Raw genomic sequence first — 13953 nt, forward strand, 5'->3', positions numbered from 1 at the left:
GGTTTTGGAAAGATTTTTAAATCTCTGTTGCATCATTCGAGGTCAATCAAGAGATGTTTTGTCTCAAGTTGGGAATATAAAATTTACTTCCCTACACTGAATTCGCATAGTCAATGAATACTTCTTCAGGACATGTATAGCACCGTTATGAGATTCGCTATGCTGGTGATTGGCCTTGAGCTAAATACTTGGCAGCTTGCCGCAAGCTATCATGAGAAAAGTTTCTATCCCAAACAGTTCGAAGAAAGAAAGAGCTTAGATAAGGAGTTTAAAAAACTGGAATTCAGCTCACTTCTGACAGAAGACTTTTGGGCTATCGAGAAAACGCCTTTTATTGAAGCAAATGAGAAGCACGGCTTTTTTTGGGTATCTAATAAAAATAAGGAAACTGCGAGAGCATTTAAGATGCCTGTAACCTTTCGCAGCACAAAAGTAGAAGAGGCGCTCGTCCGCTTTTCCAACCTTCACCCACAAGAAATAACCCTGTATCTATACAACCGAGGCGATGCCGGTGAAATCTCTAAGGAGAAATTTTTAGATCTTATTGAAAGGACTTCCCAAGAACTTAATACCTGGCTTCAATCAAATGGCAAGAACCAGCCAGAAATTAAAAGAACCGCAGGGTCTCGACTAAACAGAAAACTTTGGGAAACATCTCTTATGGTCACCCAACTCGAGTGGAGCCACACCATAGGAAGAGGAAGCGATAACTTCCGTTATCGCCCCGAGTTCGCACGAGTAACCATGACTCCCCCTCAACTTCAAACCACTGCATCAAAAAGCCTATTTGCTGAGAAAGACGAAGAAATTACTCTGGAGATTCTCAGAGCTCGGGTAGAGAGAAAAGAAAATGGAGATGTTGCTATTACTAAATTACCCATGGTTGACCAAGGCCCCAAAGGGTATTGTGTCGTGGCCTCCGCAGAGCGCGTATTCCGTTATTTTGGCAAAAAGGTAGATCAACATGAATTGGCACAAATGGCCAGAAGTGGAGCTAATCAAGGCACGAGCATTGAAGCCATGATGGAGGTCCTCAAACGCCTACAGTCAAAATTTGATGTCAACCTAAGAAGCCACTATGAATTTGAATTCGATGATTTTTTGAGGTTTGTTAAAGACTACAATAGGCTGGCCAAAAGAAAGAAGATTCCGGAAGTAGAGCTTGGCATCATGGTCGACATGCTGGAAGTCTATCGAGTCATGCAGCTAGATCTGTTGACTGAGGCAAAAATTAAAAGACAAAAAGCGGATTATAACCGCTTTAGCACAAAAATTTCGAAATACACGGAGAACGGTATACCTATTCTATGGAGTGTTATTGTAGGCAAAGTTCAAGAGAATCCTGAGCTACGAGGCATGGGTGGACATATGCGGCTCATTATTGGATATAATAAAAAAACTTCAGAAATTATCTACACAGATTCCTGGGGCTCTGGACATGAATATAAGCGCATGAGTTTAGACGACGCCTGGGCCATCACAAAAAATCTCTCTACCATTGAGATCAAAAATCTTACCTCCCAAATCAGGGCTCTTGATTCCTAGGCTGGAAGGATTTCATGTTACCTCACTGCGTTGCTCCAATTACCCTAATCCTCTATTCCCAATTTAAGTTTACCCGCAGGTGAGATCATAGCAGGTTCCCACTGGGGCTCCCATACAAGCTCAACATCCGTTTCGGAAATCTCATCGATTGCCAAAATCTTACTTTTGGCATCTGCTGCTATGGACGGCCCCATACCGCAACCCGGTGCAGTGAGGGTCATTTTGACATTAACCTTTTTATCCCCTTCGGAATCAACAATATCCATACTGTAAACCAGCCCTAAGTCTACGATATTAACGGGTATTTCAGGATCATAGCAGGTTTTTAGCGCAGCCCAGACTTGCTCCTCAAGAGGGCCCTTTTCAGGTTGTGAATCAGCGGACTCCATCACTTCGAAACCAAGTGCATCTGCATCGCGCGAGGCTAAGCGAAAAAGCCCGCCTTGAGCATCTACATGAACGGTATAAGTTCCACCTAATGATTGGGTAATCACAACCGAAGTTCCTTTTTCAAGAGTTTGGGTTAACCCATGAGGTATCTGTATCGCTTCAACATCTCTCCTTAGCTCAATCTTTTCTCCTGTCATTTGTTGCATCTAATGAAGTTGCACCAAGTCCGCAGCCTCGTCAACTACCACAAATAGTTGCAATATTGATGCCATGATATTAGCTAGATCTTCATCGACTCACTTTTCCTTGTGGCTGAAGCTTTTAGGCATTTCGTTCCACTTCAATTTCAGCGTCCCTATTAAAAAAGGTGGTAGGCACAAAAGAACTCTCTACTCTTATATACCAGTGGCTATTCATCTAGATGATCTAAACCCTGCACAACGAGAAGCAGCAAGCACGATTGAGGGTCCTGTTTTAGTTCTTGCAGGGGCAGGGACCGGCAAAACGAGGGTCATTACTTTTCGAATGGCCTATATGATTCAAAAAGGAATCTGCCCCTCCCAAATCCTCGCTGTGACTTTCACCAATAAGGCGGCCAACGAGATGAAGGAGCGTTACTTAAAACTCGTTGATGCCAAACACCACCCAAATGCTTTCGAACTGATTGCCAGCACCTTTCACTCTTTTTGTGTTCGCGTACTTCGAAAAGAGATCAATCTACTAGGTTATAAAAAAAATTTTACGATATACGACGCCAGTGACCAGCTTGCTCTAATCAAAAAAATCATTACGCGCGTGGCAGGTACTGATCATAACCTAGATGCATCGACTGTTGGCACAAAAATCTCATTAGCCAAAAACAGGGGAATAGACCTCTCAGAAGCGGCTGGTGATCAACTACTACAACAAATAGCTTTTCGCTACCAGCAAGACCTTCGTCTACATAATGCTGTTGATTTTGATGACCTTTTACTCCTCACTGTTCAACTTTTAAGAGAACACCCTGAAGCTAGAGAGCGCCTTCGAGAACAACACCGCTACCTCATGATTGATGAATTTCAAGATACCAACCTACTACAATTCCAACTCGCTGAGCTACTATGCTCTGACAATTCGGATCTATTCGTTGTAGGCGATGATGACCAATCCATCTACTCATGGAGAGGCGCAGAATCCAGTCATATTTTAGAATTCCACCATCATTTTCCAGGAGCCAAGATCGTTAAATTAGAGCAAAACTACCGCTGCACGCCCAACATTCTACGAGCAGCTAATGCAGTCATTGCCAACAACGTTCGACGTCATCAAAAACAGCTATGGGCGGAAGGGAATCCTGGTTCTTTGATTCGCTTAGCCGCCATGGAGAATGATCTTCACGAAGCCGAATGGATCGCCTCAGACATTGCCAAAATCAAAAGAGAAAATGATTACTACTGGGAAGATTTTGCCATTCTTTACCGAACCAATTTACTGTCTAGAGTATTTGAACAAGAGTTCAGAAAAATGAGTATTCCTTACAGAATATTAGGTGGTATGAGCTTTTATGAACGCAGAGAAGTCAAAGATATTCTTGCTTATCTACTCGCTATCAAAAACCCTGATGATGACATCGCCCTACTCCGCATTATCAACAACCCACCCAGAGGCATAGGTAATAGAACAATTGAAAAACTCTTGGACCAATCTCGACGACGAGAGTGCTCCATCTGGGAAGAAATACAAGTAACCTACAAAGCTTTTTCTCCCAAAGCTGCAGCAGCTTTGGAAAATTTCGTAGACCTTCTACAACATTATCGTGACGCCTTTTATATGGAATCTTGCAAAAGTGAAATTCTTAAAGAACTGCTAGATGAAATTAAATACTTTGAGGATTTGCGGCGTTCTTGTAAGGACGACCAGGAAATGATATCTCGTAGTGACAATATTAAAGAGCTTGTATCAGCCTTAGCCAGTTATGAAGAAACACAAAAAGGGGATCTTGATGCCTTCCTAGATACTGTTGTTCTCGATCAAAAAACCGATGATAAAGAGGATAAGGACCAGACGGGTGTCACTCTAATGACTCTACATGCTGCCAAAGGTTTAGAGTTCAGTCATGTCTACTTGGTAGGTCTTGAAGAAGGTTTCATGCCCCATGAAAAGAGTAAGTTAGATAATAATATCGATGAAGAGCGCCGGCTCATGTACGTAGGAATCACTAGAGCTCAAAAACAACTGACTTTAAGCCATTGCTCCAATAGAAAGAAATACGGGCAGGATGAGCCTCGCCATCCCTCTAGCTTCCTAACTGAATTACCCGAGGATACCCTAGACCCCTTAGACACTAAAATACATTTTATCCCTGTTGAGCACAGTCAAGGAGCAACCCAGCTAAGCGCTCTGAGAGCAAAACTTAATTCAGTCTAACCATGCCCTATAACTACCCCATAACAGAGGCTATTTTACAAACATGGAGATGTTTAATAGGTCAAGCTTGCATTCCTCTTATCATTTATTAGGAAGAGGTGGCGGTGAATTTGTCTTATTCTTGGTGACAGAATTAACAACATAAAAAGACAACCTAATACCTACAATAGTAATGATAATGCCCCAAGCAATACAGGTCCCTATGTAAATGATATATTCTAGAACACCATGGACTTCAACATATTCATCGTACTTTGCTAGCACTTCATCAACTTCATCTTGAAAATCTAAATGAGCGTAGTCTCTCTGGTATTCATCTAAAATAGACCCGATCATCTCTTTATCCCCATCGCTAGGTTCATGAGACTCTACGAAAGATTCAAGAGCATTCTTATACTCCCTAGCTAAGGCAAAGTCATATATTATACCTGCAGGCCATGCAACGTAATCACTTATTTCATAAAGCGTATCGGAAACACTTTCATCCATAGAATTCGCGATTTGATACGTGGCTTCACAGACCAAAAACTGAACGACAGTCCAGAAAAAGCCCAGGACTATCCAAACCGGAATAATAATATACAAAGCGTTCGTTGAACTTCTTTTTAATGCAACAGACGGGTTACTCTTTATGGATGTCATGATAGATTCTTCTCAAACTAGTAAGCTCTATAAAATGAGTTCGTTTCCATGCTAATATTCACAATTTAATAGCCAAGTTAATAAATAGACATGCCGTAAGCGATTCAACTTATTTATGAGATAATGTTAACCTTCCAAAAAAATTATAAACTTAGCAAGATCTTGCATAATCATGTCTTCCATAAAGACTTCTTTAAGAGATAGAGACTCCTTTCTTATGATTAATAAATGATTAACTAAGGGACTCTTTATCAAATCGAATGACAAGTCATTTATTTCTTCTCATTCTTAAATAAGAGCTTCAGCATTTCATTGTGATCATACATGCCCAAACACTCCTCACGATGGATGGAGCTCCCATTCTAAATGGAGCTTTACGAGTAGAGGGCAACTGCATCACCGAAATAGGCCAAGAGGGTGAGCTAACACCTAAAGAGCATGAAGAAATAATCCGATTCGATGAGCATGTCTTACTGCCAGGTTTAATCAATGCTCACTGCCACCTTGATTATACATGCTTGAAAGGAGCCTTTTTCCCAGGCCAAAGTTTCACTGAATGGATCAAACGCCTCAACGGCTTGAAAAAAAGTCTTTGCGACAATGACTTTATACAATCAATAGAAGACGGTTTTAAAGAGCTGGTAGACACGGGGACTACGACTGTTTTTAACGTCGAAGCCATGCCCAATCTAATCCCCCACCTATCAAAACCTCCCATACGAACCTATTGGTTTTTGGAGCTTATAGACCTGCGCAACAAGCTTGCGACTGATAGCCTGCTACTGGGTTCATTGGCATTTTTCGAAGACAAAAAAGATGATTGGGTTGGTGGATTTGGACTATCTCCTCATGCACCTTACACAGCCTCCCCTCAGCTCTACCGCTTAGCAAAGCAGTGTGCCCGCCAGTTTAACATGCCTATTACGACCCACATTGCAGAATCTTTGGAGGAACAAACCATGTTTCTTTACGGAGAAGGACCTCTTTATGAGTTTTTAAAAGACCTTGGAAGAGATATGAGTGATTGTGCTCAAGGATCCGCACTATCTCACTTAATAGAGTATAGCGCTATCGATCAAAACGTGATTGCTGCTCATGTTAATTATCTACAAGAATACGATTGGCCTCTACTAGAAGGCACACCGCTTCATATTGTATACTGCCCCAAATGCCACGAATTCTTTGGCCATACTCGCTTCCCTTTAGAAAAACTAGAAGATATTGGATGCAACATCATGATTGGAACAGATAGCTTGGCTAGCAACAATTCCCTCGATCTGCGTGCCGAAATCCGCCATGCCAGGCTTTACTACCCACATCTTACCAGTAGGGAATGGATCCAAATGATAACAACACGACCAGCTAAAGCTCTACAACTTCAAGATAAACTCGGCTGCCTCAAGCCAGGTGCTTATGCAGACCTGATTGCTCTGAGATTACCTAGTCAAACAGATCCCTATGAGGCAGTAATCCGAAGCAAGTCACCACCAGAATTGGTTATGGTGAATGGTAAGGTCCTAGATCCCCTACTTATCACCACAAGCTCATAATCAATCAGCCACCTGATCACCAGGTTTGCACTAGTATGGAAGTGGCCTCCTGAACAACCGCCAGCTGATCATTAGCGAGACAATGATAAAACCTACAAGACAAGTTATTATCACTATAGAATTCTCGTAAAACAACATGCCGATATAGCGGTCCATATTCATCGTCTTTTCAGGAGACTCCAAATTAAATAAAAAAAGCCCTCCAAACATAATTACACAGGATGGTATGATTGCTTCGAGCCAAAACAATAGAGGGCCCACCTTTAGCTGAAGAAATAACATGACCGTAAGTAAGATGAAGGCTATTGAAGCCAGAAAAATAAACCAGTAACAAAATAGCAGCTGATAAATACCGTATGGTGCCTTCATAAAAAGGTTTTCCTTATTATTTTTACCTACCTCAGTGACCATTTCACTACCCATAAAGAAATCCTCAACCGCTTGCATCTCTCGTGTAGTTATTTGGCCATGCTTAGGTATCTGAACCTCTAAGTTCATTCCAGCACTGTAGTAAAGGGTCGTTAGAATAAGGAGTATTGAAAAGGGCGTCAGACAAAGGAGCAGTTTTGCCAGGAACCTATTGCAACTATGAATGGGTTTTGTTTTAAGGAATTCATGTATATCCACTAGAGGATTTTGTCCTATTGCATATATTGCACCTTGAGTAATTCCGGGGGCAAAAAGAACTGTCACCATTAATAGATGCATCATCCAGCAAAAAGCTACAGATACTAGAGTGTATACCCTATTGGGCTCCTTGAAGTCCACTAGTTGAGTTCCTAGCATTAAGACAAAAAATCCAAAAGGCAGCACCTGATGAATGTGAGATCTAAATTCAAACCATGTCAAACGCAGTATTTGCTTAATACTTTTCATTTTTCACTCCTTTTTTTGGTCATTTCTAAAAAAAGATCTTCCAGATTCTGACCACTACTCTCTTTTAATTCATCGAGTGGTTGATCAACAACTAATCGACCATTTGTAATAATTCCTAGATGATCTGCAACGCGTTCCAGATCACTTAAAATATGTGTCGAAAAGAGAACGGCTCTTTTTTCGCCGCTACGAATAAATTCCAGCAAGGCATCAAGCATGATGCGCCTGGCTACCACATCTAGATTAGCAGACGGCTCATCAAGAATGAGAATTTGAGGTTGATGCGCCATGGCTAAAATAAAAGCTAATGCCCTCTGAACTCCTTTTGACAAACCAAAGATCAATTTTTTCTTGGGAACATGAAAGGCCTCCAAGAGGTGCTCCACCATTTGTTCGTCCCAGTGATTATAAAAGGAACGAGTTATTTTCAAGAGCCCTTCTACTGTATATGTAGGGGGAAATCCTGAATGCTCACTTACGTAAGAAACCTGCTCCCAAAAGACTGGATCTAATGCATAAGGATCTCTGCCACTCACTTTGATCTCTCCAGAATTTTTAGAAATTAGCCCTGTAAGCATGCGAATCATGGTCGTTTTCCCAGCACCATTCCGTCCCAACAGTCCATAGATACTCCCCCACTCAATATTTAGTGAGAAATTTTCGATGACTTGAGTTTTCTCGTAAGACTTTGAAAGCCCTTGAATTTCTATTGCCTTCTCCAACATACCTTTACTCCATTATCTTGTTTTAAATTTTTCCTTAACCATCTCGATGACTTCTTGTTCACTTAGCTCAAAAACTAGAGCTTCGGAAACTAACTGACTCACGGTTTTAGCAATTCTTTCCCTTCGTTTATCTCGGGTGATTTCTTTTGCTTTTTCATTTACATAAGTGCCAATGCCACGTCTCGTTTCCAGCAATTCCTCACTTTCCAGCGTTTGATAGACCTTAGAAACGGTTAGCGGGTTAATTTTGACTTGTGCCGACAACTCACGAACAGATGGCAGTTGCTCTCCCGCAGCCAAACGACCCGCTAAAATAGAATCTCTCAATTGTTCAACCATCTGCCTGTATATGGGAACTCCGCTATTTGCTTCTATCTTAAAATCCATACAAGTGTATTACTGTTATACTTATGTAATATACTAATACAGTTTAGGCAAGAAAAATTTTGCTTTTCTCCGAGTTCACCCTCTAGGAAAGCAGTTGCTTAAATAATTAATAAACTTCTACTTGGCATGAGAAGCCCTCTCAAGAAAGGCCTTTGGTGAGCCGATATAGAAGGTTAGAGCCTTCTACTGGGGTAAGGCCATTTATTATAAAAGTTCGATGGGATTCATATGCTAAAAGAAGCGTCTAAGGCTCAAGATGAGAGAGATTCCGTACTGGTTCTAACAAATGACTTGTTTACACCTGCCTCTAAAACTTCGCGCTTCATTTCCTTAGCACTCAGACGACTGGGAATCCGAAACTGGGTCCGGGATACATCTGATATCCGTTACCTCTTTTCACTACTAGAGGAACACCAACTCACTAAGCACATTGGTGCTAGCGAGATGATTCATGTCGATCGTTTTCAGAGTCTCGTAAACCTTGCTGAGATAAAAACCATCCTTTCGCTAGACCTTCATTGGTTTTTTACTCCTGAGCCTTTTGTTTCCATGGAAAATGTTGATAAAATTATCTCGCTCTGGTTCGATGATCTTAGAACAGCCTGCACTACCTCACAATCCATTAAGCCTGCTGACCGCAGCTTTCAGGAAACGCTAACTCATCCCAAAGTGCATCATATGTTTTACGGGAATGCTCAGATGGATGAAGCGAAAGAGCTAGGTATTACCAACCGCTATCACTCACCTCTGGCAGCCCCACAGGAATATTTGAGCAGCGATTCTCCCCTCAAGTATAGGGGGAGATTAGCTTTCGTTGGTAACCCAGGCATACCAAGCCCCCCTTCTGCTGAGGCTCTCAAGCTACTGCATAAAAAGGCTGATCTTACAGAGCTTAGAAAGGCCTCTATTCAAGAGATAGAGTCTCAACAGGCTTATCATCATTTTAATTCTACTCACCGTGATATACCCAAACTCATTTCTCGAGCACTCGAATGTAAACTAGCCCATCCTCACAAATCTTCACTTTCCCTTCTTTGTGAAGTTGGAAAAGAGTATCCGGAGGCACTCGAAGCTTTAAACAATTCTCGAAACATCCTAGAGGCCGCCATCTTAGTGAAGTGTGTCAACCGCTACGATCGCCCTGCTATCGTCTTCCGCCTATACCAACAAGATAAAGTGGATGTTTTTAGTGCTCCTTGGGAATGGAAGCCCTATGGCATTCAAGCAAAGCCACTTGTGCGTTTTCACGACCTGCCTCAAACCTATAGAAGCTATGTGGCTCAGCTAAATGGTGCCAACCCTGCCCGCGATGCCACGGCTAACGAAAAACTTTTTGAAATTGCGGCCTGTGGACGAGCCTCCATCAACATATCATCCCCCGACATCCTAGAATGTTTCGAACATAAAAAAGAATTTTTAAGTTACAAATCATTAGAAGAAATCGAAGAAAATGCTCTGTATTATTTAAAGAATCCGGACGAACTTTTACAGATTGGCGAGAATGCCAGAGCCCGTGTTGCTAAGCAACATACCTGGGACCACCGGCTACAAACAATTCTGGAGAAATTTTAAAGGCAAATATGGCTAAACCTCGTTCAGTTCTCATCTACAGTCACGATTGGTCCTACGCCTTTACCAAAACAACGGAATTCCTAGGACAAGCTTGCGAACGCTTGGGCATACAGACTTTAGTTCGTGACTCTTGTGATGCGCGAGCAACTCGGCTTGTTACTGAAACTATCAATCATGATGAGATTACCCATAGAACTGAAAAGGATATTTCGAAACGATTGCATACGCTTGTTAATGACTTCGGCATCGATTGTGTCATTGCTCTAGACCTGGGTTGGCTTTTTATCCCAGATTTATTTATTGAAAATCAAAATATTAAAAAGATCTATTCCATCTGGTTTGATGATTTCATCAGCTGGTGCGGTGCTCCAAATAATGCCATTTTTCCCTATCGTAAAAACAGCTTCCAAGATGCGACAAAGCACGACAAGGTACTTCACTGCTTTTACGGAAAGGCTATTGCTCGAGAAGCTCAACGGCTTGGCTACGAAAATCAAATTCACTCAAATCTGGCTGCACCCCGTGAATTTCTAGATGAAAACATCACCTGCACAGTCAAAGATAGGTTAGCCTTTATTGGCAATCCTGGATCGAGACAAGAACCTAGCAAACAGATTCTTAAACATCTACAAGAAGGCGCAACCTTAGCAGAACTTCGACACCTCAGTGCAGGCGAAGTCCTTACCGCCTTAGATCGAAATATATGGGGGTGGGTCAAAGAACACCCTCAACTAAAAAGCCTCATTGGAACCGCCACACTTATGAAAAAGGAAATGCCATACACTTCCGCATTAGAAATACTGGAAATTTGTGGCAAGGAACAGTACCCAGACGCCTTACACTTTTTAAATGAGAAAAGCTATATCCTAGAAGCATCTCATCTAGTTAAATTTGTTCTACGATATGATCGCCCAGCATTTGTTTATAATCTCTACAGCAAAGGCTTATGCGACGTGGTTAGTAACGAAAATGAATGGGCTCTTTATGGAGTGAAAGCGCTGCCTTCTGTCCTAGCAGATAAGCTACCCGAGTGGTACATGAAGTATCCTGCTCATCTAAATGCAGCTAATAGTATCCGAGATGCCACAGCCAATGAAAAACTCTTTGAAATTAGTGCCTGTGCCCGTGCTTCTATTAATCTCAACAGCCCTGATGTAGCAGCGTGCTACAATGAAAACGAAATCTACCTCGTTAATAGCTTTGAAGAAGCTGAAGAAGTAGCACGTGCCATTATCAAAGATCCAGATACTGCCCTCACTCGAGGCAAGCGCTGTCGCCTGCGGACTGCCAAAGAACATACTTGGGACCATCGCCTTGAAAACCTCTTCAGATTTTTTCCAGAACCATCGCCCAAACTGTGACAAAGAGTCACCTTGTCACACCCATGTGTGTCACACACACTTGCTGACGACACACTTACTTTCATAAGTGCTTGATTATCAACAACATTATTTTCAAGGCGGCTTGGCATATCACTTGCCTTTAAACATGCATGGGAAGAATTTTAGGTATAGATTTAGGGACAACAAATTCGTGCATGTCAGTTATGGAAGCTGGTCAACCTGTTGTTCTAGAAAACTCGGAGGGAGCTCGCACTACTCCTTCAATTGTTGCCTTCACGAAAAATGGTGAACGTATAGTTGGTCAAGCGGCTAAGCGGCAAGCAGTCACTAATCCAAATAACACTGTCTTTTCTGTCAAACGCCTTATTGGGCGGAAATTTTCTGAGATCAAAGAAGATGTCAAGAGACTTCCCTATTCCGTTGTTGAAGCAAAGAATGGTGATGCACATGTCGAAGTGGAAGTAGACGGTGAAAAGAAAGTTTACTCTCCTGAAGAAGTTTCCTCTTTCATTTTAGCAAAACTTAAAGCAGATGCAGAGTCCAAGCTTGGCGAAACTATCACGGAAGCGGTTATAACCGTTCCTGCTTATTTTAATGATAGCCAGCGTCAGGCAACAAAGGATGCAGGTAAAATTGCAGGTCTAGATGTAAAGCGCATCATCAATGAGCCAACTGCTGCCTCACTGGCTTATGGTTTGGATAAAAAGAGCGATGAAAAAATCGCAGTCTACGACTTAGGCGGTGGAACTTTCGACATCTCTGTTTTAGAAATCGGCGATGGAGTTTTTGAAGTTTCGGCTACTAACGGTGACACTCACTTGGGTGGAGATGACTGGGACAACACACTCATTGATTGGGTTCTGGATGAATTTAAGAAGGACAACAGCATCGATCTCCGCGGTCAAGCAGATGCTCTACAACGCATCAAAGAAGAGGCCGAGAGAGCTAAGATTGCCCTGTCGTCATCACAAGAATATGAAATCAATCTTCCGTTTATAACTGCCGACCAAACCGGTCCGAAGCATATTCAATTAAAGCTTACCCGTTCTAAATTAGAGCAGCTTACAGACAGCCTCTTTGAGCGTACAAAAACACCCGTTCATGCTTGCTTGAAAGATGCAGGACTTAGCACAAATGATATCAACGAATTAGTCCTAGTTGGTGGTATGACGCGCATGCCTAAAGTAGTTGAAATTGCTCGTGAGCTTGTCGGCAAAGAACCTCACAAAGGAGTTAATCCTGACGAAGTTGTTGCCATTGGGGCCGCTATCCAAGGCGGTGTCTTACAGGGCGATGTAAAAGATGTTCTTCTTCTTGATGTCACTCCACTTAGCTTAGCTATCGAAACGGCTGGAGGCATTGCAACTGCTATGATACCCCGAAACACCACTATTCCTACCAAGAAAAGCCAAATTTTTTCCACGTTTGCAGATAACCAACCTGGCGTTGAAATCAAAGTCCTACAAGGTGAGCGTCCTATGGCTGCTGATAACAAACAGCTTGGAACTTTCAAATTAGATGGGATTCCACCGGCCCCACGCGGTGTCCCTCAAATTGAAGTAACTTTTGATATTGATGCCAACGGCATTTTACATGTTACTGCGAAAGACCTTGGCACTGGAAAAGAGCAAAAAATTTCTATCACTGGCTCAAGTGGACTTTCTTCAGAAGAAGTCGACAAGTTGCAAAAGGAAGCGGAGCAACATGCAGAGGAAGACAAGAAGCGCAAGGAACAAGTTGAGATCCGAAACAATGCCGACAACGCTGCTTATGGCACAGAGAAAATGCTAAAAGAACTTGGGGAAAAAGTTCCAGCAGAAACTAAGAAAGATATTGAGTCAAAGATCGAGAAAGTCAAAGAAGCCCTCAATGGGACTGATCCAGATGCTATCAAAGCTGCTACAGATGATCTCAACAATACGGTGCAAGCAGCTTCTGCAGAACTTTATAAAAATGTTGCACCTGAAGGGGTTGATCCAGCGGCCGCGGCTGCAGCGGCTGCCGCAGCAGGCCAAGACCCTGGAGTAACGCCAGATAGTTCTGAAAAGAAAAACAAGGATGATGATGATGTCATCGATGCCGACTTCGAGATGGTCGACAAAGAGGACAAAAAGTAATTCGTTTTTAAATATTTCGGTCCGGACTTGGCCAAGGCTGAGTCCGTAACCATCCGGACCATTTCCAAATAATCCAATAAAACTAATTAAGGAGAATAAATATATGGCTAACAGCATGAAACCACTTGGAGATCGTGTCTTAGTTCAACCGATCGAAGAGAAAGAAAGTAAGCAAGGCGGGATCATCATCCCTGACACTGCTAAAGAAAAACCACAAGAAGGCAAAATCGTCGCCCTGGGAACTGGTAAATCAGATGATAAAGGCGAAAAGATTCCCTTTGAAGTTAAGAAGGGCGACAAAGTTCTATACTCCAAGTACGGAGGAACTGAAGTAACCATTGATGGAGATAAATTCCTCATCATGCGTGAAGACGACATTCTTGGCGTCATTGGCTAAATT

The 13953-nt window shown here is 42.3% G+C and carries 12 protein-coding genes; 7 read left to right on the forward strand and 5 right to left on the reverse strand.

The genetic code is table 11. The features are described from left to right. Positions 1 to 147: 147 nt before the first annotated feature. Positions 148 to 1545: a hypothetical protein gene (locus tag AAGA18_08780; GenBank protein ID MEM9445436.1), complete on the forward strand. Its 1398-nt coding sequence runs from the start codon at positions 148 to 150 to the stop codon at positions 1543 to 1545. A 44-nt stretch (positions 1546 to 1589) separates the two neighbouring features. Here AAGA18_08780 and sufT read toward each other — a convergent pair whose 3' ends face one another. After that, the gene (gene sufT, locus AAGA18_08785) at positions 1590 to 2132 is read right to left on the reverse strand and encodes a putative Fe-S cluster assembly protein SufT (protein ID MEM9445437.1); all 543 of its coding nucleotides are present in this window, start codon (positions 2130 to 2132) and stop codon (positions 1590 to 1592) included. 73 nt (positions 2133 to 2205) lie between these two features. Here sufT and AAGA18_08790 point away from each other — a divergent pair, with 73 nt between their 5' ends. Beyond that, on the forward strand, positions 2206 to 4341 hold the full coding sequence (locus AAGA18_08790) for a UvrD-helicase domain-containing protein (GenBank protein ID MEM9445438.1): 2136 nt from the start codon (positions 2206 to 2208) through the stop codon (positions 4339 to 4341). Positions 4342 to 4422: 81 nt separating this feature from the next. Here AAGA18_08790 and AAGA18_08795 read toward each other — a convergent pair whose 3' ends face one another. Next, positions 4423 to 4983 (reverse strand): hypothetical protein, encoded by a 561-nt coding sequence (locus tag AAGA18_08795; GenBank protein ID MEM9445439.1) that lies wholly within the window; start codon positions 4981 to 4983, stop codon positions 4423 to 4425. 314 nt (positions 4984 to 5297) lie between these two features. Here AAGA18_08795 and AAGA18_08800 point away from each other — a divergent pair, with 314 nt between their 5' ends. Further along, positions 5298 to 6533 carry an amidohydrolase family protein gene (locus tag AAGA18_08800; GenBank protein MEM9445440.1) on the forward strand — a complete coding sequence of 412 codons (1236 nt, stop codon included), beginning with the start codon at positions 5298 to 5300 and terminating at the stop codon, positions 6531 to 6533. A 30-nt stretch (positions 6534 to 6563) separates the two neighbouring features. Here the strand turns inward: AAGA18_08800 and AAGA18_08805 are convergent, their stop codons facing one another. From AAGA18_08805 to AAGA18_08815, 3 genes are read right to left on the reverse strand one after another with little or no spacing between them, the layout of a single operon-like run. Then, entirely contained in the window at positions 6564 to 7409 is an 846-nt protein-coding gene (locus AAGA18_08805; GenBank protein ID MEM9445441.1) for a hypothetical protein, read from the reverse strand. Beyond that, a complete protein-coding gene (locus tag AAGA18_08810; protein ID MEM9445442.1) occupies positions 7406 to 8134 on the reverse strand; it encodes an ABC transporter ATP-binding protein in 729 nt (242 codons plus the stop codon). The genes AAGA18_08805 and AAGA18_08810 overlap by 4 nt, the downstream gene beginning before the upstream one ends. Positions 8135 to 8146: 12 nt before the next feature. Next, entirely contained in the window at positions 8147 to 8521 is a 375-nt protein-coding gene (locus AAGA18_08815; GenBank protein ID MEM9445443.1) for a GntR family transcriptional regulator, read from the reverse strand. Positions 8522 to 8749: 228 nt separating this feature from the next. Here AAGA18_08815 and AAGA18_08820 point away from each other — a divergent pair, with 228 nt between their 5' ends. From AAGA18_08820 to groES, 4 genes are all read left to right on the forward strand, one after another. After that, positions 8750 to 10093, forward strand: a complete 1344-nt coding sequence (locus tag AAGA18_08820) for a glycosyltransferase (GenBank protein ID MEM9445444.1) — start codon at positions 8750 to 8752, stop codon at positions 10091 to 10093. Between the two features lie 8 nt (positions 10094 to 10101). Further along, the gene (locus AAGA18_08825) at positions 10102 to 11454 is read left to right on the forward strand and encodes a glycosyltransferase (protein MEM9445445.1); all 1353 of its coding nucleotides are present in this window, start codon (positions 10102 to 10104) and stop codon (positions 11452 to 11454) included. Between the two features lie 131 nt (positions 11455 to 11585). After that, positions 11586 to 13553, forward strand: coding sequence for a molecular chaperone DnaK (gene dnaK / locus AAGA18_08830; protein ID MEM9445446.1), 1968 nt, complete (start codon positions 11586 to 11588; stop codon positions 13551 to 13553). 103 nt (positions 13554 to 13656) lie between these two features. After that, complete coding sequence (gene groES / locus AAGA18_08835) at positions 13657 to 13950, forward strand: co-chaperone GroES (protein ID MEM9445447.1); 294 nt, start codon at positions 13657 to 13659, stop codon at positions 13948 to 13950. The last annotated feature ends 3 nt before the right edge of the window (positions 13951 to 13953 follow it).

Source organism: Verrucomicrobiota bacterium (assembly GCA_039192515.1).
GTDB lineage: Bacteria > Verrucomicrobiota > Verrucomicrobiia > Methylacidiphilales > JBCCWR01 > JBCCWR01.

What these genes read in the sequence shown, in the direction of transcription:
- AAGA18_08780 (MEM9445436.1), top strand. Translation starts at nt 148, where the DNA reads ATGAGATTCGCTATGCTGGTGATTGGCCTTGAGCTAAATACTTGGCAG.
- sufT (MEM9445437.1), bottom strand. Translation starts at nt 2,132, where the DNA reads ATGACAGGAGAAAAGATTGAGCTAAGGAGAGATGTTGAAGCGATACAG.
- AAGA18_08790 (MEM9445438.1), top strand. Translation starts at nt 2,206, where the DNA reads ATGATATTAGCTAGATCTTCATCGACTCACTTTTCCTTGTGGCTGAAG.
- AAGA18_08795 (MEM9445439.1), bottom strand. Translation starts at nt 4,983, where the DNA reads ATGACATCCATAAAGAGTAACCCGTCTGTTGCATTAAAAAGAAGTTCA.
- AAGA18_08805 (MEM9445441.1), bottom strand. Translation starts at nt 7,409, where the DNA reads ATGAAAAGTATTAAGCAAATACTGCGTTTGACATGGTTTGAATTTAGA.
- AAGA18_08810 (MEM9445442.1), bottom strand. Translation starts at nt 8,134, where the DNA reads ATGTTGGAGAAGGCAATAGAAATTCAAGGGCTTTCAAAGTCTTACGAG.
- AAGA18_08815 (MEM9445443.1), bottom strand. Translation starts at nt 8,521, where the DNA reads ATGGATTTTAAGATAGAAGCAAATAGCGGAGTTCCCATATACAGGCAG.
- AAGA18_08820 (MEM9445444.1), top strand. Translation starts at nt 8,750, where the DNA reads ATGCTAAAAGAAGCGTCTAAGGCTCAAGATGAGAGAGATTCCGTACTG.
- AAGA18_08825 (MEM9445445.1), top strand. Translation starts at nt 10,102, where the DNA reads ATGGCTAAACCTCGTTCAGTTCTCATCTACAGTCACGATTGGTCCTAC.
- dnaK (MEM9445446.1), top strand. Translation starts at nt 11,586, where the DNA reads ATGGGAAGAATTTTAGGTATAGATTTAGGGACAACAAATTCGTGCATG.
- groES (MEM9445447.1), top strand. Translation starts at nt 13,657, where the DNA reads ATGGCTAACAGCATGAAACCACTTGGAGATCGTGTCTTAGTTCAACCG.